The 20,377-nt window shown below is 73.3% G+C and carries 20 protein-coding genes; 8 read left to right on the forward strand and 12 right to left on the reverse strand.

What is annotated here, in order from left to right; genetic code table 11:
• Window positions 1-4: 4 nt before the first annotated feature.
• Together IE185_RS17205 and IE185_RS17210 are read right to left on the reverse strand one after the other, a co-directional pair.
• Window positions 5-640, reverse strand: a complete 636-nt coding sequence (locus IE185_RS17205) for a DedA family protein (RefSeq protein ID WP_229843559.1) — start codon at window positions 638-640, stop codon at window positions 5-7.
• Window positions 641-651: 11 nt separating this feature from the next.
• Window positions 652-1,431, reverse strand: a complete 780-nt coding sequence (locus tag IE185_RS17210; RefSeq protein WP_189715446.1) for an MBL fold metallo-hydrolase — start codon at window positions 1,429-1,431, stop codon at window positions 652-654.
• A 283-nt stretch (window positions 1,432-1,714) separates the two neighbouring features.
• On the opposite strand from IE185_RS17210, the gene IE185_RS17215 reads away from it, so the two are divergent.
• From IE185_RS17215 to IE185_RS17225, 3 genes are all read left to right on the forward strand, one after another.
• The gene (locus IE185_RS17215; protein WP_189715448.1) at window positions 1,715-3,847 is read left to right on the forward strand and encodes a phage holin family protein; all 2,133 of its coding nucleotides are present in this window, start codon (window positions 1,715-1,717) and stop codon (window positions 3,845-3,847) included.
• Window positions 3,848-3,922: 75 nt separating this feature from the next.
• Entirely contained in the window at window positions 3,923-5,335 is a 1,413-nt protein-coding gene (locus IE185_RS17220) for an amino acid permease (protein WP_189715450.1), read from the forward strand.
• A gap of 103 nt (window positions 5,336-5,438) precedes the next feature.
• Window positions 5,439-5,912 carry a nucleotide triphosphate diphosphatase NUDT15 gene (locus tag IE185_RS17225; RefSeq protein ID WP_138894234.1) on the forward strand — a complete coding sequence of 158 codons (474 nt, stop codon included), beginning with the start codon at window positions 5,439-5,441 and terminating at the stop codon, window positions 5,910-5,912.
• Window positions 5,913-5,934: 22 nt separating this feature from the next.
• Here IE185_RS17225 and IE185_RS17230 read toward each other — a convergent pair whose 3' ends face one another.
• The 6 genes from IE185_RS17230 to IE185_RS17255 all read right to left on the reverse strand — a co-directional run bounded on the left by IE185_RS17230 (window position 5,935) and on the right by IE185_RS17255 (window position 10,632).
• Window positions 5,935-6,723 (reverse strand): amino acid ABC transporter ATP-binding protein, encoded by a 789-nt coding sequence (locus IE185_RS17230; RefSeq protein WP_138894233.1) that lies wholly within the window; start codon window positions 6,721-6,723, stop codon window positions 5,935-5,937.
• A gap of 10 nt (window positions 6,724-6,733) precedes the next feature.
• The gene (locus tag IE185_RS17235; protein WP_189715452.1) at window positions 6,734-7,564 is read right to left on the reverse strand and encodes an amino acid ABC transporter permease; all 831 of its coding nucleotides are present in this window, start codon (window positions 7,562-7,564) and stop codon (window positions 6,734-6,736) included.
• Window positions 7,531-8,373, reverse strand: coding sequence for an ABC transporter substrate-binding protein (locus IE185_RS17240; RefSeq protein ID WP_170198256.1), 843 nt, complete (start codon window positions 8,371-8,373; stop codon window positions 7,531-7,533). The genes IE185_RS17235 and IE185_RS17240 overlap by 34 nt, the downstream gene beginning before the upstream one ends.
• A gap of 108 nt (window positions 8,374-8,481) precedes the next feature.
• Entirely contained in the window at window positions 8,482-9,915 is a 1,434-nt protein-coding gene (locus IE185_RS17245; RefSeq protein WP_138894231.1) for a hypothetical protein, read from the reverse strand.
• A 169-nt stretch (window positions 9,916-10,084) separates the two neighbouring features.
• Window positions 10,085-10,378, reverse strand: coding sequence for a hypothetical protein (locus tag IE185_RS17250; protein ID WP_138894230.1), 294 nt, complete (start codon window positions 10,376-10,378; stop codon window positions 10,085-10,087).
• A gap of 107 nt (window positions 10,379-10,485) precedes the next feature.
• Entirely contained in the window at window positions 10,486-10,632 is a 147-nt protein-coding gene (locus tag IE185_RS17255; protein WP_167518918.1) for a hypothetical protein, read from the reverse strand.
• Between the two features lie 409 nt (window positions 10,633-11,041).
• On the opposite strand from IE185_RS17255, the gene IE185_RS17260 reads away from it, so the two are divergent.
• Entirely contained in the window at window positions 11,042-11,455 is a 414-nt protein-coding gene (locus tag IE185_RS17260) for a hypothetical protein (RefSeq protein ID WP_138894229.1), read from the forward strand.
• A gap of 12 nt (window positions 11,456-11,467) precedes the next feature.
• Here IE185_RS17260 and IE185_RS17265 read toward each other — a convergent pair whose 3' ends face one another.
• Window positions 11,468-12,277, reverse strand: a complete 810-nt coding sequence (locus IE185_RS17265; RefSeq protein ID WP_138894228.1) for a helix-turn-helix domain-containing protein — start codon at window positions 12,275-12,277, stop codon at window positions 11,468-11,470.
• A 205-nt stretch (window positions 12,278-12,482) separates the two neighbouring features.
• Between IE185_RS17265 and IE185_RS17270 the strand changes: the two genes are divergently transcribed.
• Window positions 12,483-12,788 (forward strand): 4a-hydroxytetrahydrobiopterin dehydratase, encoded by a 306-nt coding sequence (locus tag IE185_RS17270; protein WP_028813031.1) that lies wholly within the window; start codon window positions 12,483-12,485, stop codon window positions 12,786-12,788.
• 94 nt (window positions 12,789-12,882) lie between these two features.
• Here the strand turns inward: IE185_RS17270 and IE185_RS17275 are convergent, their stop codons facing one another.
• The gene (locus IE185_RS17275; RefSeq protein WP_138894227.1) at window positions 12,883-13,764 is read right to left on the reverse strand and encodes an NmrA family NAD(P)-binding protein; all 882 of its coding nucleotides are present in this window, start codon (window positions 13,762-13,764) and stop codon (window positions 12,883-12,885) included.
• 101 nt (window positions 13,765-13,865) lie between these two features.
• Here IE185_RS17275 and IE185_RS17280 point away from each other — a divergent pair, with 101 nt between their 5' ends.
• Window positions 13,866-14,861, forward strand: a complete 996-nt coding sequence (locus IE185_RS17280) for an AraC family transcriptional regulator (RefSeq protein ID WP_138894226.1) — start codon at window positions 13,866-13,868, stop codon at window positions 14,859-14,861.
• Entirely contained in the window at window positions 14,858-15,784 is a 927-nt protein-coding gene (locus tag IE185_RS17285) for a class I SAM-dependent methyltransferase (protein ID WP_138894225.1), read from the forward strand. Before IE185_RS17280 ends, IE185_RS17285 begins: the two co-directional genes overlap by 4 nt.
• A 199-nt stretch (window positions 15,785-15,983) precedes the next feature.
• On the opposite strand, the gene IE185_RS17290 is transcribed toward IE185_RS17285, so the two are convergent.
• Together IE185_RS17290 and IE185_RS17295 are read right to left on the reverse strand one after the other, a co-directional pair.
• Window positions 15,984-16,820: an aldo/keto reductase gene (locus IE185_RS17290; RefSeq protein WP_138894224.1), complete on the reverse strand. Its 837-nt coding sequence runs from the start codon at window positions 16,818-16,820 to the stop codon at window positions 15,984-15,986.
• A gap of 218 nt (window positions 16,821-17,038) precedes the next feature.
• Window positions 17,039-18,838 carry an AMP-dependent synthetase/ligase gene (locus tag IE185_RS17295; RefSeq protein WP_138894223.1) on the reverse strand — a complete coding sequence of 600 codons (1,800 nt, stop codon included), beginning with the start codon at window positions 18,836-18,838 and terminating at the stop codon, window positions 17,039-17,041.
• Window positions 18,839-19,207: 369 nt separating this feature from the next.
• Between IE185_RS17295 and IE185_RS17300 the strand changes: the two genes are divergently transcribed.
• A complete protein-coding gene (locus IE185_RS17300) occupies window positions 19,208-20,266 on the forward strand; it encodes a bile acid:sodium symporter family protein (protein WP_138894222.1) in 1,059 nt (352 codons plus the stop codon).
• Window positions 20,267-20,377 lie beyond the last annotated feature (111 nt).

The raw sequence follows: 20,377 nt of genomic DNA on the forward strand, positions 1-20,377 counted from the left end.
CCCGTTACGGCCGGCTGCCCCGCAGCCTGCGCCACAGCCCCGGCGCCGCGCCGATCACCAGCGTCAGCGCCACCGCCGCGACCACGCCCTGCCACGGCTCGGGGAAGAGCGAGCCGCCGAGGATCCCGATCAGCTGGTACGCCGCCGCCCAGGCGAAGCAGGCCGGTACGTCGCCCCGGGCGAACCGGCGCATCGGCATCCGCGACAGCAGGCACGCCACCATCACCGGAATGCGCCCGGCCGGAACCAGCCGGGACAGCACCAGGACCTGCGCCCCGTGCGTGTGCAGCTTGCTCCGCGCCTGATCGAGCCGGTCGGAGTCCGCCCGGGCGCGCAGCGCCTCCAGCCGGCGTGAGCCGTTCTTCGAACGGACCCCGCGCAGGCCGAGCCAGTACAGCCCGATGTCCCCCAGGAACGCGGCCGACGCCGCCAGCGCGAACACGACCAGCAGCGCGAACGGGTCGCTGTGGTGGAACGCCACCACGGCGGCGGTACTCACCAGCGCCCCCGTCGGCACCACCGGCACCAGCGACCCCAGCATCACCAGCAGGAAGAGCGCCGGATACCCGACCGCCTGCTGGGTCGACTCCTGCGGGAGCTCGGCCACCCGGCCCACCGCGCCCCCCACCGTTTCGACCACGCCGGGCGGTATCACCGGCGGGCCTGGGGCCGGACGCTCTCGCCGTGCCCGAGCCGGTGCACCGCGACCTCCGGCGCGAGCCGCGCCGCATGCCGTACGAACTCGTCGCCCGGTGCGTGGAACTCGTGCGGCCTGATCCCGTCCATCCCGATCGGCCAGTACGTCCCGTAGTGCACCGGCACGGCCGCGCCCGGCGCGATCCGGGCGAGCGCCTGCGCCGCCCGCCGCGCGTCCAGGTGCCCGTGCCCGAGGAAGGGCCCCCAGCCGCCGACCGGCAGCAGCGCCACGTCCACCGCCCCCACCGCGTCGGCCATGTCGTCGAACAGCCCGGTGTCCCCGGCGAAGTACGTGCGCGCCTCACCGGTGACGACGTACCCGAGCGCGGGGGCACGGTGCGGCCCGAACGGCAGCCGCCGCCCGTCGTGCAGCGCCGGAACCGCCCGTACGACCAGGTCCTTCACCCGCACCTCGTCGCCCGCCCCCACCTCCGTGAGGCACAGCCCCTGCCCGGACAGCCGGCGCAGCGCGGGCACGGCGCGCGCGGCGCCGCGCGGCACGATCAGCCGGGTGCCGGGCGCGAGGCGGCCCAGCGACGGCAGGTGGAGGTGGTCGCTGTGCAGGTGCGAGACGAGCACCGCGTCGGCCTCGGCGGCCTCGGGCGGCGGCACCGCACCCCGCCTGCGGCGCAGATGGGCGAGACGCCGCGCGAAGAGGGGGTCGGTCAGCACCCGGACCCCCGAGTCCGCGACGGTGCAGGTGGCATGACCCCACCAGGTGATCTCCACCGTCACGTACGGCCTCCTCGCCGGTCGTCGCCAGGCACGTCTCCAGTATGGCTACTCGTCTCCCCCCTGAAGGCGCCGCGCACTCCTCGTGCCCGTCCTGCCCGACGAGCGCGTCCTGGCGCGGGCTGTGACCTCCGTGCGGCGGTTACGGGCGGAACGCGAACGCCGGTGCCGATGCCGACGGCCGGCTGCGACGCTGCCGACCGCCCCTGATCCTCCACCGCGCGTTGTGCCACGCTGGAGGGGAGGCGGGCCCCCAGGCGGGGCCCGGGACGTGAGGTGGGGACGCGTGGTCCGAGGGCGATGGCGCAGCGCGGGCAGCGCCGTGCTGCGTGTGGTCACGGTGTGGGCCGTGTCGACGCTCACGATGCTGGTGCTCGCCGGAGCCCTGCCCGACTTCCAGCTCAAGGCCGACGACGGCGACAGCATCACCCGGGTCGCGCTCACCGCCGTCTGGGGCGCGGGCGCGTTCGGGCTGCTGGGCGCCCTGGTGTGGCCCCTGGCCGTACGGGCGCTGCTGCTCGTCCCCGCCCTCGTACTCGGCCTGCTCGCCTTCTTCCTCAACGGCTCGCTGCTGCTCGTCGCCCTCAGCCTCATCCCCGACGGCCGGGGCGAGGCCGACCCCGAGACCGCCGTGGTCGTCGCCGCCGTCATGTCCGCCGTCGCGTCCGCGACCTCGGGAGCGCTCGCGGTGCGCGACGACGAGGCGTACCGGCGCAGGCTCTCGCGGCTCGCCCACCGCCGCGGCAGGCAGGGCGGCGACGACGGGCGCAACGGTCTGCCCGGCACCCTCTTCCTGCAGCTCGACGGCGTCGGCCACGACGTGCTGCTCCAGGCGGTCGCCGACGGCCTGATGCCGACCGTCGCCGGCCGGCTCGGCGGCGAGGAGCCCACCCACCGGCTGACCCCCTGGCGCACCGACTGGTCCAGCCAGACCGGCGCCAGCCAGCTCGGCATACTGCACGGCTCCAACCACGACGTGCCCGCCTTCCGCTGGTACGAGAAGGAGAGCGGCGAGGTCGTCGTCTCCAGCCGCCCGGCCAGCGCGGCCCTGATGCAGCGCCGCGCGATCTCCCGCACCGCCGACGGGGGACTGCTCACCTTCGACGGCGCGAGCCGCGGCAACCTCTTCAGCGGCGGCGCCGACCAGCTCGCCCTGGTCCTGTCGATCGCCGCCCGGCGCGGCAGGTCCAACCGGTCCCGGGCCGGCTACTTCGCCTACTTCTCCGACCCGGCCAACGCCGTGCGCACCGCCCTGTCGTTCGTCGCCGAAGTCGTCCGGGAGATCGCCCAGTCCACCCGCGCGCGGCTGCGCGGCGACAGCCCGCGCGTCAAGCGCGGCGGCCTGTACCCCTTCATCCGGGCCTTCGCGACGGTCGTCCAGCGGGACATCGTGGTCGCCGCGGTGCTCGGCGACATGCTCGCCGGCCGCACCGCCGTCTACGCCGACCTGGTCGCGTACGACGAGGTGGCGCACCACTCCGGACCGCACAGCAGGGACGCGCTGAAGGTCCTGGAGCGGCTCGACCGGTCGCTGGAGCTGATCGTGAAGGTGGCCGAGCACGCCCCGCGCGCGTACCGGATCGTGCTGCTCTCCGACCACGGGCAGAGCCCGGGGGAGACGTTCCAGTCGGCGTACGGCCTCACCCTCGCGAACCTCGTGCGGGCGGGCTGCGGGCTGCCCGTCCCGCGCCGCGCGGCGCGCACCACCAGCGCGTCGGAGGCGCGCGACGCCGTACGGACCGCGCTGCACCGGCCGGTGCCCGACGACGAGGAGGAGCCGGAGCACCCGGAGCCCGGCACGGACCCGGTCGTGCTGGCCTCGGGCAATCTGGGGCTGATCTCCTTCCCGGACGCGGCGGGAAGGGCCACGCGCGAGCGGATAGACCGCCACCATCCCGCGCTGCTGTCCACGCTCGCGAACCACCCCGGGATCGGGTTCCTGCTCGTCCGCAGCGAGGAGCACGGCGCGCTGGTGCTCGGCACCGGCGGGGCGGAACTGCGGCTGGACGCCGACGACGCCGACGATACGGCCGGTGCGGGGCCGCTCGCGGTGTTCGGCGCCGGGGCCGCCGACGCCGTCCGCAGGACCTCCTCCTTCCCGCACGTCGCGGACATCATGGTCAACTCCTGGCACGACCCCGACACCGGCCGCGTGCACGCCTTCGAGGAGCAGATCGGCTCGCACGGGGGCCTCGGCGGGGAGCAGGCGCGGCCCTTCCTGATGTCGCCGTACACCCTGTCCGCCCCCGTCGCCGACGGCGGGGAGCTGGTGGGCGCGGAGCAGGTCCACCGGGTGCTGCGGCGGTGGCTGCGGGAGTGCCAGGGGCCGCAGGTGCCGCTGACGCGAGAGGAAGATTCCCAGCCGGAAGGCGAAACGGAAGGACAAATTCCGGTCGGCGAGAGCGCCGGACAGGAATAATCGCCCTGATTTGGCGGGCCGTTCCCCGTATCCGAACATGGTCAGGTTTTGGTACGGAGAGAGGCCCAGCACCCCATGACCACCCTGACCACCCCACGCCCCGAGCCCGCCCCCCGGGCGGGTGAGGCCCACAGCGACGCCGGTACGCCGGGCGACGGCGGTACGCCGAGCAAGCACGCCCGGCGCTTCGGCCTGCCCGTGGCGACCGCCCTGGTCATGGGCAACATCATCGGCGGCGGCATCTTCCTGCTGCCCGCCTCCGTCGCCCCCTTCGGCACCATCAGCCTCGTCGCCTTCGGCGTCCTGACCCTCGGCGCGATCGCGCTGGCGCTCGTCTTCGGCCGCCTCGCCGAGCGGCTCCCGAGGACCGGCGGCCCGTACGTGTACGCCCGTGAGGCGTTCGGCGACTTCGCCGGCTTCCTCGCCGCCTGGAGCTACTGGATCACCGCCTGGGTCTCCAACGCGGCGCTCGCCGTGGCCGCCGTCGGCTACCTCGACGTCCTCGTGCCCGTGAACGGATCGCTCGCCGCCACGCTCACGGCCGCGCTGGTCATCCAGTGGCTGCCCGCCCTCGCCAACCTGGCCGGCACCCGGTACGTGGGCGCGGTCCAGCTCGTCGCGACGGTGCTGAAGTTCGCGCCGCTGCTGCTGGTCGCCGTCGGCGGGCTCTTCTTCTTCGACGCGTCCAACCTCGGGCCGTTCCAGGCGGGCGACCAGGGCGCGCTCGGCGCGCTCTCCGCCTCCGCGGCCATCCTGCTCTTCAGCTACCTGGGCGTGGAGTCCGCCGCCGTCAGCGCGGGAGAGGTCCGCGACCCGCGGCGCAACGTCGGCCGCGCCACGATCCTCGGCACCCTCGGCGCCGCCTTCGTCTACCTCCTGGGCACGCTCGCCGTCTTCGGCACCGTCGCCCACGACGACCTGGTCGGTTCGACCGCGCCCTTCTCCGACGCCGTGAACGCGATGTTCGGCGGCTCGTGGGGCGGCGCCGCCGTCGCCTGCGCCGCCCTGGTCTCCATGACCGGCGCGCTGAACGGCTGGACGCTGCTGAGCGCGCAGACGCCGTACGCGGCCGCCAAGGACGGCCTGTTCCCCGCCGTCTTCGCCACCAGGCGGCGCGGCGTCCCGACCGTGGGCGTCCTCGTCACGGCGGTCCTCGCCTCGCTCCTGACGGTCTACAACTACACGGCGGGCTCCGAGGGCGTCTTCGAGACCCTGGTCCTGATCACGACGTTCACGGCGACCGTCCCCTACCTGCTGGCGACCGCAGCCCAGATCTACTTCCTCGCGTCGGGCCGGTCCGACCGCGTCGACCGCCCCCGCCTGATCCGCGACGCGGTTCTCGCCGCCCTGGCCTGCGGCTTCTCGATGTGGCTGGTGGCGGGCTCGGGCTACGCGGCGGTGTACCAGGGCGTGCTGTTCCTGTTCGCCGGCGTGCTCGTGTACGCGTGGATCGCGGCCCGCAGGGCCCGCGCAGCATCGGCGGCCTGACGGGCGCCGTGTGCTTCCGTGCCCGCACGCGTGATCCACTCGGGGCGCGGCGGCCGTCGCCCCGCCGCCCGTTCGCACGGGTCCGAGACCAGGAGGAAGCCGCATGACCGCCACGCGCGAGCGCCCCGAACGGGCCTTTCCCACGCCGAACAGCCTGACCGGGGTGGGCGTGGTCGTCGTCGGCCCCGGCGGCCGCGTCCTGCTCGGACTCGGCCACGACGGCCGTTGGGAGCTGCCCGGCGGCAAGGTCGACGCGGGCGAGAGCTTCGAGGAGACCGCGGTGCGCGAGCTGGCGGAGGAGACGTCCCTGCGCGCCGACGCCACCGGGGTCCGGATCGTCGCCGTGCTGGTGGACGGGGCACGCGGCCTCACCCGCGTCACCGCGGCGGCGGTGCTGGACGCCGCCACGGGCACGGCGCACGTCACCGAGCCGGACAAGATCGCCCGGTGGGAGTGGTTCGGGCCGCACGACGTACCGAAGGAGCTCTTCGGACCCTCGGCGGCCGTACTGCGCGCCTGGCGCCCGGACCTGGACCTCCCGGACGCCCCCGTACACCGCTATCCGACCGCCCGCTGAGCGGCCGGGCCGTTCCCGGCGGTCAGCCCGCGGCGGGGCCGCCCGCCTCCGGGCCCGGCGCCTCGGCGGCGGACGGGTCCAGGATGCGGTCCAGGAAGTGCCGGGTCCGGGGGTGCCGGGGATCGCCCACGACCTGCGCCGCCGGGCCCTCCTCCACGATCACGCCGCCGTCCATGAACACGACGCGGTCGGCGACCTCCCGGGCGAAGCTCATCTCATGGGTGACGACCATCATCGTCATGCCCTCCGAGGCGAGCACCCGCATGACAGCGAGCACGTCACCCACCAGCTCCGGGTCCAGCGCGGACGTCGGCTCGTCGAAGAGCATCACCTCGGGCCCCATGGACAGCGCCCGCGCGATGGCCACCCGCTGCTGCTGCCCGCCGGACAGCTGCGCCGGGTAGGCGTCGGCCTTGTCGGCCAGCCCGACCCGCTCCAGGTTCTCCCGGGCCACCTTGGTGGCCTCGGCCTTGCCCCGGCGCAGTACGCGCCGCTGGGGAAGGACGAGGTTCTCGGTCACGGTGACGTGCGGGAAGAGGTTGAACTGCTGGAAGACCATGCCGATGCGGCGGCGCACCGCGTCGATGTCGACCTCGATGTCGGTGACTTCCGTACCGCCGACGAAGACCTGGCCCTCGCTGGGCTCCTCCAGCAGGTTCACGCAGCGCAGCAGCGTCGACTTGCCGGACCCCGAGGGCCCGATGACGCACACGACGTCGCCCCGGGCGACCTCCAGGTCGATGCCGCGCAGGACGTGGTTGTCCCCGAACGACTTGTGCAGACCGCGGATCTCGATCTCGGGCTGTGGCATCTGCTCGTCCTCACTTGGCCTTGTCGGCACGGGCCTCGAGGCGGCGCACCACGAAGCTCAGCGGCACCGTCACGATCAGGTAGCAGAGCCCCGCGACCAGGATCGGGGTGGAGTTGGCGGTCTGGCTCGCCAGGTCCCTGCCGAACTTGGTCAGCTCCCGCTCGTCCAGGGTCACGCCGAGGAACAGCACCAGCGACGAGTCCTTGAACAGCAGCACGAGCTCGTTGGTGAGCGGCGGGATGACGATCCGGAACGCCTGCGGAATGATCACCGACACCATCGCGCGGGCGTGCGAGAAGCCCAGCGAACGCGCGGCCTCCATCTGCCCTTTGGGCACGGCCTGGATGCCGGCCCTGATCGTCTCGGCCATGTAGGCGGCGGCGACCAGCCCCAGACCCAGGGCGACCTTCCCGTACGTACCGCCGGGAATCTCCGTCCCCGGGAACGCCAGCGGCACCGCCACACCCACGAAGATGAAGATCAGCAGGGCGGGCAGGCCCCGGAAGAACTCGATGTAGACGCTCGCGACCCACCGGTACGGCGCCACCGACGACAGCCGCATGAGCGCGATCAGCAGCCCGAGGACGAGCCCGAACACGAAGCCGGAGAGCGTGTAGACCACCGTGTTGCGCAGAGCGGTGGTGATGATCTCCGGGAACAGTTCCGCTACGAGGTCCTTCTGCGCGAACTGGTTCTGCAGCCGGTCCCAGTCGGCCAGCACGCCGACCAGGACCAGGGCGGCCACGAAGAGGGCGTACTGGATGCCCTGGGAAATCCGGCGCCGCTGCCGCCTGGAGAGGCGAGAGGTCACGACTGTGCCTTGGGCATCGGGCCGATCCACTTCTCGTAGAGCTTCTTGTACGTGCCGTCGGCCTTGGCGTCGGTGATGGCCTTGTCGATGGCGGCCTTCAGCTTGGTGTTGCCCTTCTTCACCGAGAACCCGTACTCCTCACCGGTCTCGATGTTCTCGCCGAGCACGAACTCGTCGGCGTTCGCCTTGTCCTTCAGCCAGCCCTGAACGACGGGGTAGTCGATGACGACGGCGTCGACCTGCCCGGTGCGCAGCCCGTTCAGCACGGCGTCGGAGCTCTCGAACGCCACCGGGTCGAAGCCCTTGCTCGTGGCGTAGCTCTCGCCGGTCGTCTCCGCCTGCGCGCCGAGCTTCTTCTTCTGCGACGTGACCTCGTCCAGCGTCGTCACGCCACTCTTCTGCGTCGCGAGCAGCGCCTGCGTGGCGTCGAAGTACGGGACGGAGAAGTCGACGTTCTTCTTGCGCTCGTCGGTGATGGTCATGCCGGCGGCGGCGAGGTCGCACTCGCCGGAGTTCAGGAACGCGCCGGTCTTGAAGTTCTCGAACGGCGTGTCGAGGATCTTCTGCTCGACCTCGAGGTTCTTGGCCACCAGGTCGATGAGCGCCACGTCGAACCCGACGACCTTGCCGCCCTGCTCCGACTGGAACGGCGGGTAGGGCAGGTGCGTGCAGGTGGTGAGCTTGCCCTTCTCGACCACGGGTACGCCGCCGGCCGCTTCGGAAGGCCCGTCGTCACCGGAGGAACACCCGACGGCGAGGAACAGTCCGGCCGCGGTGGCGCCGGCGGTGGCGAGCGTACGGATGCGGCGGGCGCGGTGGCCCTTGGCCGTCCTGGACACGGTTGACCTCCATGGGGCGGGGGGCGACGGCGGCGGGGGTGAGCGCACCGTCAGCGGTGATCGTAAGCCAGCCGGCCGCCGTTCGCGGAACTCTTCTCGATGGCTGGACTACGCCGTCGTGCCGGTCCCGGCCGCCGGGGCGTCGTGCACGCGGTGCACCACCGCGTGCCGCAGGGACCGCGCCAGACCGGCGGCGGCGTCGTGGTCCATCCCGTCCTCGCCGAAGGTGACGGAGCCGCCGCTGCCCTTGTCGGCCCAGCCGCACGTCACTTCGGGATCGCCGGTGACCTCCGTGGCCGCCGACTCGTACGCCACGCACCGCATCCAGCCCCCGTGGGGGCCGGCCTCGGCGCTCCAGTCGGCCACGATCGTCGCCCCCGAGGTCTCCAGATCCCGCCGGAAGCCTTCGACCGCCTCCGGTGAGACGTCGTGGTTGTCGCCGAGCGCGCCGATGACCACCACCGGGAGCGCATCCCCGCCGGGACGCGCGTACGCGTAATGGAACGGTGCGAACGCGCCGCCGTCCGCGCCGGCGGAGACGAAGGAGCCGAGGTGGTCCTCAAAGGCGCCGTCGGCGCGTTCCATTCCCCGGAAGGTGGCCGGCGCGGAAGCCACGTACCGCGGATAGTCCCGGTACTGGACGTACGACCACGCCCCCGCGCCGGCCGCGGCCGCGACGACGATCGCGGCGGCGGCGCCGGCCACGGCCTTCTCCCGGCCCGACACCGGAGGGACGGGCGGCAGCGGCGGGTACGCGCTCACGGCCGGAGGGGTCGCGGGCAGCTCGCGCCCCTCGGCCCGCCGGCGGGCGCGCCGCAGGACCTGATGAAGGGTGAGGTGGGGCAGCAGGCACAGGAGGGAAACGGTGCTCGCCCACCCCGGCAGACCGAAGGCGGGCTCGGCGACGTGCGACGACGCGGCGGCCACGGCGAGCACGAGAAGGCTGACGAGCGGTGCGCGCACCAGTGGCCGCAGCGCCGCGTACCCGGGCCGGGCCAGGGCCCCGAGCGTCTCGGCCCGTACGGCGAGCCGGCCGTCGTACGGCTGCGCGTCCGCCCGCGCCCGGGCCAGGGTCGCGGCCGTCCGCGCGTCGGCGCCGGCCAGCGCGTGCCGCGCCAGGTACCGCTGCTCCCGGGCAGCCGCCCACCCCTGCGGACGGGGGCCTGGCGTGCCGGCGGCGTCCTTGGCCGCCCCCGCCTGCGGGGGTCCGGGCGCCGGGGCGCGCAGCCGCCCGACGAGCTCGGGCCCGCGCCGGTGCCGGGCCGGCTGGTCGAACGGGTCGCTGTTCAGGCAGAGTTCCGCGTAGCCGACGAGCAGATCGAGATCGTCGGGGAAGGCGTCGAGACCCGCGCGGTACGCCTGCTCGGCGCGGTCGTCGTCGTCCTCACCCGCGTGCGCCCGCGCCAGTACGAGATACATCCCGGCATCGGGCCCGCCCCCGGTGAGGGCCGCGCTCGCGGCCCTCCGCGCTTCGCCGAGCCTTCCCGCGCTCAGCAGCGCCGCCGCACGGGCGCGTGCGCCCTCTTCATCGTCGGCCTGCATGTGTCCCCACCCCTGGTGAACGGACCGATCGCTTCGGCCGTGTCACTATTGCCCGCGCCGGCGAAGCAGGTCAATCGCCCCGGGCCGGGTCGGCGCGCCCCGGCCGCACAACGCGACGCCCGCCCCGGCGGGTCGGGCCGGGACGGGCGTCGGTGTGCGGCGGTGCGGACTACATGTTGTTCTCGGCGTCGATGAGCTGCTGGATACGCTGGTCGATCGCCGCGGCCTGGGCGCGGGCGCGCTGCGCCGCCTGGCGCTCGCCCAGCCGGTCCAGCTGCGCGGCCTTGGACTTCAGCTCGGCGGACTGGCGGCGCAGCTCGTCGATGTTGACGGTGATGGCGCCACCGCGAGCGGACATCGTCTGCTGGCCGGCGCCCGGAGCGGCGTGCGCCGGCAGCGCCGCGAAGAGAACGCCACCGGTCATCGCGGCGGTCACGGCGATCGTGGAAATGCGTCGAAGCATGAGAGCTTCCCCCTGGTAGGTCGGTCATTACCTGCCAGTAACTCTATACGAAACGATCTTGTGGTGCGGGCCGCGACACAGGAGGCCCGGCCCCTCCTTCGGCCGTTCTACGCCCCCGGCACCCAGTAGTTGTGCACCTGCGAGGTCGTCGGCTCACCACCCTGCGGCATGCCGGCCTCCGAGGCGACCGGCATGACGACCTCGTTGAACCGCCGCAGGGCTTCCTCGGACTCCCACACATCGAAGATCCGCATGCCGGAGCCCGTGGCGACGGCGACGTGCGCCAGGCACCCCTCGAAGGGGTTGCCGGGCAGCGACTGCAGTGGCGTTCAGCTTGTCGTACTGCTCGCTCGTCACGCCCGCCAGCCCCACCTGCATGAGAATCGCCATCGAGGTCTCCTCCGTGTGAACAGGTCCGTGTCCTCCCCGCCGCCGCACCGTCGGCCCGTGCCAGGAACAGAACACCACGCCCGCCCCACGACGGCATTCCGCCCGGTGCCGTACGGGGCGGCGCCGGCCCCGCACCGGTCGCATGACTCCGGAGGTAATCGACGCCCTTCCGCCGGCGCGGCATCGTTGCGGTCACCGGGGGCCGGGCGGCGCACTCCGCCCGGGCTCCGGGCCCCTTCCAGTCCGTACGACCTCGACGGAGGCTGATCCGCCATGTCCGCAGCCCTGCTCGCCCACCTGTCCAGGACCACCGACCCGCGGACGATGCTGCGCCGCTTCCTCGCGCTCGACGCCGTCGTCACCACCGGCAACGGGCTGGTGTACGTCGTCGCCTCCGGCCCGGTCGGACGGCTGCTCGGCGTCGGGTCCGGGCTGCTGCTCGGACTCGGCGTGCTCCTGGTGGTGTTCGGAGCCGGTGTCGGCCACCTGGCGTCCCGGCCGGAGCCCCCCGCGCTTCTCGTCACGGCCGTCATCGAGGTGAACCTGGCGTGGGCCGTGGCCAGTGTCGCCGCGCTCTGGCTCTGGTTCTCGCCGACGACGGCCGGTTCGTTCTGGATCCCGGTGCAGGCCGCGACCGTCGCCGGCTTCGCCGGGCTCCAGTACCTCGCGTCGCGCGCCCGGGGCTGAGCACCCGCCCGCTCAGGGGGTCAGCGACCGGAGGTACTTGACCGTCGCCGGGTCGGCCGGGAGGAACGTCTCGATGGCCAGCTCGGCGACCGTCACGTCCATCGGCGTGTTGAAAGTCGAGATCGACGACACGAACGACAGGATCTGCCCGTCGTGCTCGATCCGCAGCGGCAGTGCGAAGTAGGGGTACGGCGGGTCCTCCGGGCGCGCCGCCTCTCCCGGCTCCGGCTCCGGGACCGGATAGGCCGACACCTCCTCGTACACCGCGCGCAGGGCAGGCGAGCGGTCCAGTGCGATCTGGCGCTCCATCTGCGCCCGCAGGTGCCCGCGCCACTCCGCGAGATTGCGGATCCGCGGCGCGAGTCCCTCCGGGTGGAGGGTGAGGCGCATCGCGTTCAGCGGAGGCCGCAGGAGATGCCCGGGCACACCGTCGAGCAGCATCATGATGCCGCGGTTCGCGGCGACCACGGTGTACGAACCGTCGACGACAAGAGCGGGGTACGGCTCGTAGCCCGCCAGCAGCCGGTCGATGCCCTCGCGCAGGGCGCCGAGCGCCGGGTCGTCGAGCGGGGTCTCGGCGTACTGGGGGGCGTACCCCGCCGCGAGCAGCAGGGCGTTGCGCTCCCGCACGGGCACATCGAGGTGCTCGGCCAGCCGCAGCACCATCTCCTCGCTCGGACGCGACCTGCCGGTCTCGACGAAGCTGATGTGCCGGGCGGACGACCCGGCGCGCAGCGCCAGCTCCAGCTGGCTCAGCCGGCGCTGCTCCCGCCAGCCCCGCAGCAGCGTGCCCACACCCTTGTCGACCGCGACAGTTGTCATGGGACAAGACGGTAACCGACCGGCCCACGGACCGTGTTGGCCGTCCACGGGCCCGGTGCGGCGGGCGGACCCGGGCCCCGCGCGGGGAGCACGCCCGCGCGTCCCGCGCCGCCGGGGACGAATCGCGGCGGCGTCGAGCGCCGGATCCGGTCGGAAGGTGGGAGGCTGACCGGTGACGAGACCGCATTCCGGAGGGAGCTTCGCCATGGCCACTGAGCCGCTGTCGCAGAAGGAGATCGAGGACCGTCTGCGCGAACTCCCCGGCTGGTCGCTGGACGACAACCGGATCGCCCGTACGTACCGGCTCGGCACGCACTTCGCGGCCGCCGCGCTGGTCGTCCACGTCGCCGGGATCCAGGACGAGCTGGACCACCACTCCGACCTGACCCTCGGCTACAACACCGTGGCCCTGACGGTGAACACGCACAGCGCGGGCGGGGCCGTCACCGACCTCGACTTCGAGCTCGCACGCCGGGTGGAGGACATCGCGCCGGGCCACGGCGCGAGCTGAGCCGCACGTCCACCCGCCCGCCCGCGACACGTTCGCGTCCGCGACGCGCCGGCGACCGCGACCGGCCGCGCGTGGCGGGGCCGGTCCGCGGCCCCTACGCCCGCGCGCCCTCACCGGTCGGGGCGTCCTGGCCGGCCGTCCGGCCGTCCCACGCCCCCGACGCCGCCGCCTCCCGCACGAAGTCGGTGAAGTCCTTCGCCTCGCGGCCCAGGACGCGCCGCACCCCGTCCGTCACCGACGCGTTGTGGCCGTCCAGCAGCGAGGTGAACAGCCCGGAGATCCACCGCGCCTCCGGCGCGGGCATGCCGTACTCCTCAAGGAGCGCGGCGTACTGCGGACCGGACAGCGGGACGTACCGCACCTCGTGGCCCGTCGCCTTCGAGATCTCGGTCGCCACCTCGTCGAAGGTCAGCAGCCGGGGACCCGTCAGCTCGTGCACCAGACCCGCGTGCTCCTCCCGCGTCAGCGCCGCGACGACGACGTCGGCCAGGTCGTCGGCGTGCACCCACGGCTCCGCCGTGCCGCCCGCCGGGAAGGCCACTTCACCGGCGACGACGCCTTCGGCCAGGACGCCCTCGCTGAAGTTCTGCGCGAAGAAGGCGGCCCGTACGACGGTGAGCCCCAGGCCCGACTCGCGCAGCGCCTCCTCCGCGACCACCGCCTCCGGCTCGCCGCGCCCCGACAGCAGCACCAGCCGCCGGACCCCGCTCTCCCGCGCGATCCGCCCGAACGTCCGCACGGCCTCGGCCGCCCCCGGAGCGGCCAGGTCCGGGTAGTACGCCACATACGCGGCGTCCGCGCCGCGCAGGGCCGGACCCCACGTCGACGCGTCCCCCCAGTCGAACCGCACCGCCCCCGTGCGCGATCCGGACCTCACCGGCACACCGAGGGCCGCGAGCCGCTCGACGACCCGGCGGCCGGTCTTGCCCGTGCCGCTCGTCACCAACACCGTTTCCCGCTGCGTGTTCTCTGTCATGCCTCAAGGTTCGCGGCCCACGGCTGGACGAGCCATGCTCCAGAGGCTCAACTCCATACGTCTGCGTCCACGGTGGGCCGATGCCGCCTTACGCTGGCCCCATGGACGTACTCGCGGGTCTGCTCGACGGGCCGCGCGCCCGGGGCGCCTTCCTCCTCCGGGCCGTGCTGAACCCGCCCTGGGCCGTGCGGATCGAGGACCGGGCGCCCCTCTCGCTGATGTGCGTGACCCGTGGCCACGCCTGGGTGATGCCCGACGGCGGCGACCCCGTGCTGCTGCGCCCCGGCGACGTGGCCGTCGCGCGCGGGCCCGAGCCGTACACGTGCGCCGACGACCCGGCGAGCCCGCCGCGCGCCCTGATCGGGCCCGGCGGCGAGTGCCGCACACTCCAGGGGGAGCCGCTGGCCGAGACGATGCATCTCGGAGTACGGACGTGGGGCGACAGCCCGGACGGCGAGTCGGCGATGCTCATCGGCACGTACCAGATGGCGGGGGAGGTCAGCGGCCGCCTCCTCGACGCGCTGCCGCCGCTCCTGCACCTGCCCGCCGAGCTGTGGGACTGCCCGCTCATGCCGGCTCTGGAGGACGAGATCAGCCGGGACGAACCCGGACAGAGCGTGATGCTCGACCGGCTGCTCGACCTGCTGCTGATCGCGACCCTGCGGTCGTGGTTCTCGCGCCCGGAGGCGGCTGCCCCCGCCTGGTACCGGGCGATGGGCGACCCGGTGGTCGGCCGGGCGCTGCGGCTGATGCAGAACGACCCCGCCCACCCCTGGACGGTCGCCGGGCTCGCCGCGAAGGCCGGGGTGTCACGCGCGGGGCTCGCCCGGCGCTTCACCGAGCTGGTCGGCGAGCCGCCCATGGCGTACCTCACCGCGTGGCGGCTCGCGCTCGCGGCGGACCTGCTGAGGGAGACGGAGGCGACGGTGGGGGCGGTGGCGCGCCAGGTGGGCTACAGCGGTTCCTTCGCGCTGAGCGCGGCCTTCAAACGGGTGCGCGGGGTGAGCCCGCAGCAGTACCGCAACGGCGGCAGCGGTTTGCCGGACCGGCAAGAAGGTTCGCCGAAGGAGCGGTCCGGCGAGACAGTGGACGCATGACGAACAGCGACAGCCAACGCCACGGCGACACCCCCCGTCAGGGCCACCACCACGGCCACGACCACACCCACAGCACCACCGACTTCGACTGGGACGCGCTCGCCGTGCACCTGGAGCACGAGGCCGAGGTGAACCGCCCCGTCTACGAGCAGGCCGCCGCCTGGATCGCGGAGCGCTTCCGGGGCGCGCGGGGCGTACGCCGCGTCCTCGACATCGGCAGCGGCCCCGGAGTGATCACCTGCATGCTCGCCGCGGCCTTCCCGGACGCGGAGATCGTGGCCGTCGACGGTACGCCGGCGCTGCTGGAGCGCACCCGGGCACGGGCGGAGCGGGCCGGCGCGGGGGAGCGGGTGCGTACCGTCGTCGCCGAAGTACCGGACGGCATCGGGTCGTTGGGCGAGGCCGACCTGGTCTGGGCCGCCAACTCCCTGCACCACGTCGGCGACCAGCGCGCGGCCCTCACCGGCCTCGCCGGGCTGCTGCGCCCGGGCGGCGCCCTGGCTCTCTTCGAAGGCGGCCTGCCGCAGCGTCACCTGCCCCGCGACTTCGGGATCGGCATGCCGGGGCTGGAGGCGCGGCTGGAAGTCGTGGCGGGCGAGTGGTTCGCGCGGATGCGTGAGGAACTGCCCGGAGCCAAGTCCGAGGTGGAGGACTGGCCGGCCCTGCTGACCGCCGCCGGACTGACCCCGGAGCCCGGCCGCTCCTTCCTGCTCGACCTGCCCGCGCCGTTGGCGCCTCTCGGCCGCGAGATGGTCCTGAAGGTCTTCACGCGCTACCGGAGCGTGTACGCCGAAAGGCTGGCGGCCGAGGACGTCGCGACACTGGACCGGCTGCTGGACGCGCGGGACCCGGCCGGACTCGCGCAGCGCCCCGACGTCTTCCTGCTGCGGGCGCGCACCCTGCACCTCGCGCACCGCGCCTGACGGCCGCCTACGGGGTGACCACCGGATCCAACCGCCATCACTGGCCGGGGGAGTCGGTCCTTCACTCCTCCGGTCGGTCGGTCGTGGCACCGGCGGCCGGTGGGGGTACGGGGCGGTCGCGCGCCGCCCGCACATGGCGGACGGCGCCGACCGGACCGAACCGGCCGGCGCCGCCGCGCCGTTGCTCGTGGTGTGCGGGTCAGGCGCCCGCGTCGAACGTCGCCGGGTCGGGCCCGAGACGCTTGCCCTCGTCCAGCGCGGCGAACGCCGCCAGGTCGTCGGCGTCCAGCTCGAAGTCGAACACGTCGATGTTCTCCTCGATCCGCGACGGCGTCACGGACTTCGGAATCACGACGTTGCCGGTCTGCAGGTGCCAGCGCAGCACCGCCTGGGCCGGGGTCTTGCCGTGCTTGCGTGCGACGGCGACGACCGTCGGCACGTCGAGCAGGCCCTTGCCCTGCCCCAGCGGCGACCACGCCTCGGTCGCGATGCCGTGCTGCGCGTGGAAGGCGCGGGACGCCGCCTGCTGGAGCTGCGGGTGGAGCTCGATCTGGTTGACCGCCGGGACCACCGAGGTCTCGCCGATCAGGCGCTCCAGGTGCTCGGGAAGGAAGTTGGAGACACCGATCGCCTTGGCGCGGCCGTCCGCGTAGATCTTCTCGAACGCCTTGTACGTGTCCACGTACGCGTCCTTGGACGGCAGCGGCCAGTGGATCAGGTACAGGTCGACGTAGTCGAGGCCGAGCTTCGACAGCGACTCGTCGAAGGCGCGCAGCGTGGAGTCGAACCCCTGCTCGGAGTTCCAGAGCTTCGTCGTGACGAACAGCTCTTCGCGGGCGACGCCGGAGGCGGCGATGGCCTTGCCCGTGCCGGTCTCGTTCTCGTAGATCGCGGCCGTGTCGATGGATCGGTAACCGGCCTGGATGGCGGTGTCGACGGCCTTCTCGGCCTCGTCGTCAGGCACCTGCCAAACGCCGAACCCCAGCTGGGGCATCTCGACGCCGTTGTTCAGGGTGAGGGAAGGGGCCTTGCTCACGAGCGATCGATCCTTACGTCGTCGGTTGGTACTCCCCGGGTCAACGATCACGGTGCCCCGCGCATTCCCGCGGTCCGGCCGGGATGTGCCCGCGCCGGCGGCCGGGTCCCGGTGCCGCGAGGCGACGCCGTGCGCGACGGGCGGCGCGGTCCTCCTCGGCGGCCAAGTGGCGCGCACGGAGGGTCGGTTGCCCGTCGTCCTCGCCGGCCCCGCGCGCATCACCGGTACAGCGCGTCGACCTCCGCCCGGTACGCCGCCTCGATCGCCTTGCGCTTCAGCTTGAGCGAGGGCGTGAGCAGCCCGTGCTCCTCGCTGAACTGGTGGGCCAGTATCCGGAACGTACGGATCGACTCCGCCTGCGAGACCAGCGTGTTCGCCGCCACCACCGCGCGCCGCACCTCCGTCTCCAGGTCCGGGTCGCGCACCAGGTCGGCCGAGCGCAGCGGCGGTTTGTCGCGCATCTGCAGCCAGTGGTCCACGGCCTCCTGGTCGAGCGTGACGAGCGCGGCGATGTACGGCCTGTCGTTGCCGACGACGATGCACTGGGCCACCAGCGGATGCGCCCGCACCCGTTCCTCCAGCCCGGCCGGCGACACGCTCTTGCCGCCCGACGTCACCAGGATCTCCTTCTTCCGCCCGGTGATCGTCAGATAGCCGTCCTCGTCCAGCGCGCCGATGTCCCCCGTGGCCAGCCAGCCGTCCCGCAGTACGGCGTCGGTGGACCTGGGGTCGTTGAGGTACCCGGAGAAGACCTGGCCGCCGCGCAGCAGGATCTCGCCGTCCTCGGCGATGTGCACGGTGGTGCCCGGGAGCGGCTGCCCCACCGTGCCGTAACGGGTGCGCTCGGGCGGGTTGGCGGTCGCGGCGGCCGTGGTCTCGGTCAGCCCGTACCCCTCGAAAACCGTCACGCCGGCGCCGGCGAAGAACAGGCCGAGCCGCCGGGCCATTCCCGATCCGCCGGACATCGCGTGCCGCACGCGGCCGCCCATGGCCTCGCGCACCTTCGCGTACACGGCCTTCTCGAAGAACTGGTGCTGGAGCCGCAGCGCGGCGGAAGGCCCGGGCCCGGTGCCGAACGCACGGTGCTCCTGCGCCTCGGCGTACCGCACCGCCACCTCGACGGCCTTGTCGAAGGGCCCGGCCCTCCCGTCGGCCTCGGCCTTGCGCCGGGCGCCGTGGAAGACCTTCTCGAAGATGTACGGCACGGCCAGGATGAACGTCGGCCGAAAGCTCACCAGGTCGGGCATGAGGGCGTGCGCCGCGAGCACCGGCTGGTGCCCCAGCTTGACCCGCCCCCGGACCGCCGCGACCTCGACCATGCGCCCGAAGACGTGGGCGAGCGGCAGGAAGAGCAGCGTCGCGGGCTCGTCGCCCGGTGTGGAACGGAACAGCGACTCCCAGCGGGCCAGCACGGTGTCGGTCTCGTACATGAAGTTCGCGTGCGTCAGCACACAGCCCTTGGACCGTCCCGTGGTCCCCGACGTATAGATCACGGTCGCCACGGAGTCGGGCGTCACCGCCCGCCGGTGGCGGTGCACCACGTCCTCGTCGAGATGCGCGCCCGCCCGGACCAGTTCCGCCTCCGCGCCCGCGTCGAGCTGCCACAGGCGCCCCAGCATCGGCAGCCGGTCGACCACCGAGCCGATGGTCATCGCGTGGTCCTCGTGCTCGACCACGCAGGCCGTGACGCCGGCGTCGTGCAGGGTCCAGTACACCTGGTCCGCGGAGGCGGTGGGATAGATCGGGACGGGCTGGGCCCCGACCGTCCACAGCGCGAAGTCGAAGAGCGTCCACTCGTACCGGGTGCGGGACATGATCGCGACCCGGTCGCCGAACCGTACGCCGTGCGCCAGCAGTCCCTTCGCGACGGCGAGCACCTGGTCGCGGAAGCGGACGGCCGACACGTCGTGCCACCCCCCGTCGTCGCCCTTGCGGGCGAGTACGACGCGGTGCGGGTCCTGCTCGGCGTGGTCGAAGACGACGTCCGCCAGCCCGCCGACCTGAGGCGCCGTCGCCATGGGTGGGACAGTGAACTCGCGCAATGACCTGCTCCTTGTGACGCTCCGCACAGCGCCGTGACGCTACCCCAAGCCTTCCGCGCGCGGCAGGGGGGCACGGATTACGAACTCCTGTGCATATACACAGCTCAACAGGCGATATGCGGTCACATGGGGAAGGCCCGGGCGGTCTCCTGACCGTGGAGTAAGCACGGTGCGCGGAAATCTCCACGGAATCTGTACGCCCGCTTCCCATTCCGCGCGCCGCCTGCGTGCGGACGCCCGCGCACGGAATGCGGAATTCCCCGTGCCACGGTTCCCGTGGAACATGGGAGGACCCGCCGACCGCGCGCACGCGCCGACCGAGAGCAAGTGGAGCACCACGCCAGCATGAGCCGCCGCCCGTCGCAGATCCGGATGCCGTCCTGGCTGCCCCTCGACCCGTACATCCTCCTGCTGATCGGCACGGTCGTCCTCGCCACACTGCTGCCGGCGTCCGGCCAGGCCGCCCAGGCCGTCGGCGGGGCCTCGACCGGGGCCGTCGCGCTGCTGTTCTTCCTGTACGGCGCCCGGCTCTCCACCCGCGAGGCGCTGGACGGACTGCGCCACTGGCGGCTGCACCTGACGGTCCTCGTCTGCACGTTCGCGCTGTTCCCGCTGCTGGGACTCGCGGCGCGGGGCCTGGTGCCGTACGTCCTGACCCCCGAGCTGTACGGCGGCCTCCTCTTCCTCTGCCTCGTCCCCTCCACCATCCAGTCCTCGATCGCCTTCACCTCGATCGCGCGCGGAAACGTTCCGGCGGCGATCTGCGCGGGCTCCTTCTCCAGCCTCGTCGGGATCGTCGCCACCCCGCTGCTCGCGGCCCTGCTGATCGGCGGCGCGGCCGGCGGCTTCTCGGCGGACTCGGTGCTGAAGATCGTCCTGCAGCTCCTGGCGCCGTTCGTCGCGGGCCAGCTGCTGCGCCGGTGGGTCGGCGGCTTCCTGCTGCGGCACAAGAAGGCGCTGGGGTACGTGGACCGGGGATCGATCCTGCTCGTCGTCTACACCGCGTTCGGTCACGGGGTCACCGAGGGCATCTGGCAGCGGGTGAGCCCCGGCCGGCTCGGGGCGCTGCTCGGGGTGGAGGTCGTGCTGCTCGCCACGATGCTGGCGGTGAGCTGGTACGGGGCGCGGCGGCTCGGCTTCGACCGCGCCGACCGGATCGCGATCCAGTTCGCCGGATCGAAGAAGTCGCTGGCGGCGGGGCTGCCGATGGCGAGCGTGCTGTTCGGCGCGGAGGCGAGCCTGGCCGTACTGCCGCTGATGCTGTTCCACCAGATGCAGCTGATGGTGTGCGCGGTGCTCGCGAAGCGGCGCTCGCGCGACGGCGAGCAGCGGACCCGGGAAACGGGGCGTTCCGACTCCGGCACCGGCGCCGCGTGGCGCAGATCGAGCCCGACCGGCGTGTAAGCCGGGGGCCCGAAGTGCCGGGGTGGGTCCGACGGGTGTGTGCGGCCGGGGAGCGCTGAGCCCGACCGGCGTGTGAAGGGGCCCGGATCGCCGCGAAGGGCCCCGGCCACA

This window comes from Streptomyces chryseus, from assembly GCF_014650755.1.
Lineage (GTDB): Bacteria > Actinomycetota > Actinomycetes > Streptomycetales > Streptomycetaceae > Streptomyces > Streptomyces chryseus.

Coding starts and splice junctions, on each gene's coding strand:
- IE185_RS17220 (WP_189715450.1), top strand. CDS start 3,923: ATGACCACCCTGACCACCCCACGCCCCGAGCCCGCCCCCCGGGCGGGT.
- IE185_RS17225 (WP_138894234.1), top strand. CDS start 5,439: ATGACCGCCACGCGCGAGCGCCCCGAACGGGCCTTTCCCACGCCGAAC.
- IE185_RS17230 (WP_138894233.1), bottom strand. CDS start 6,723: ATGCCACAGCCCGAGATCGAGATCCGCGGTCTGCACAAGTCGTTCGGG.
- IE185_RS17245 (WP_138894231.1), bottom strand. CDS start 9,915: ATGCAGGCCGACGATGAAGAGGGCGCACGCGCCCGTGCGGCGGCGCTG.
- IE185_RS17250 (WP_138894230.1), bottom strand. CDS start 10,378: ATGCTTCGACGCATTTCCACGATCGCCGTGACCGCCGCGATGACCGGT.
- IE185_RS17255 (WP_167518918.1), bottom strand. CDS start 10,632: ATGCGGATCTTCGATGTGTGGGAGTCCGAGGAAGCCCTGCGGCGGTTC.
- IE185_RS17260 (WP_138894229.1), top strand. CDS start 11,042: ATGTCCGCAGCCCTGCTCGCCCACCTGTCCAGGACCACCGACCCGCGG.
- IE185_RS17265 (WP_138894228.1), bottom strand. CDS start 12,277: ATGACAACTGTCGCGGTCGACAAGGGTGTGGGCACGCTGCTGCGGGGC.
- IE185_RS17270 (WP_028813031.1), top strand. CDS start 12,483: ATGGCCACTGAGCCGCTGTCGCAGAAGGAGATCGAGGACCGTCTGCGC.
- IE185_RS17275 (WP_138894227.1), bottom strand. CDS start 13,764: ATGACAGAGAACACGCAGCGGGAAACGGTGTTGGTGACGAGCGGCACG.
- IE185_RS17280 (WP_138894226.1), top strand. CDS start 13,866: ATGGACGTACTCGCGGGTCTGCTCGACGGGCCGCGCGCCCGGGGCGCC.
- IE185_RS17285 (WP_138894225.1), top strand. CDS start 14,858: ATGACGAACAGCGACAGCCAACGCCACGGCGACACCCCCCGTCAGGGC.
- IE185_RS17295 (WP_138894223.1), bottom strand. CDS start 18,838: ATGGCGACGGCGCCTCAGGTCGGCGGGCTGGCGGACGTCGTCTTCGAC.
- IE185_RS17300 (WP_138894222.1), top strand. CDS start 19,208: ATGAGCCGCCGCCCGTCGCAGATCCGGATGCCGTCCTGGCTGCCCCTC.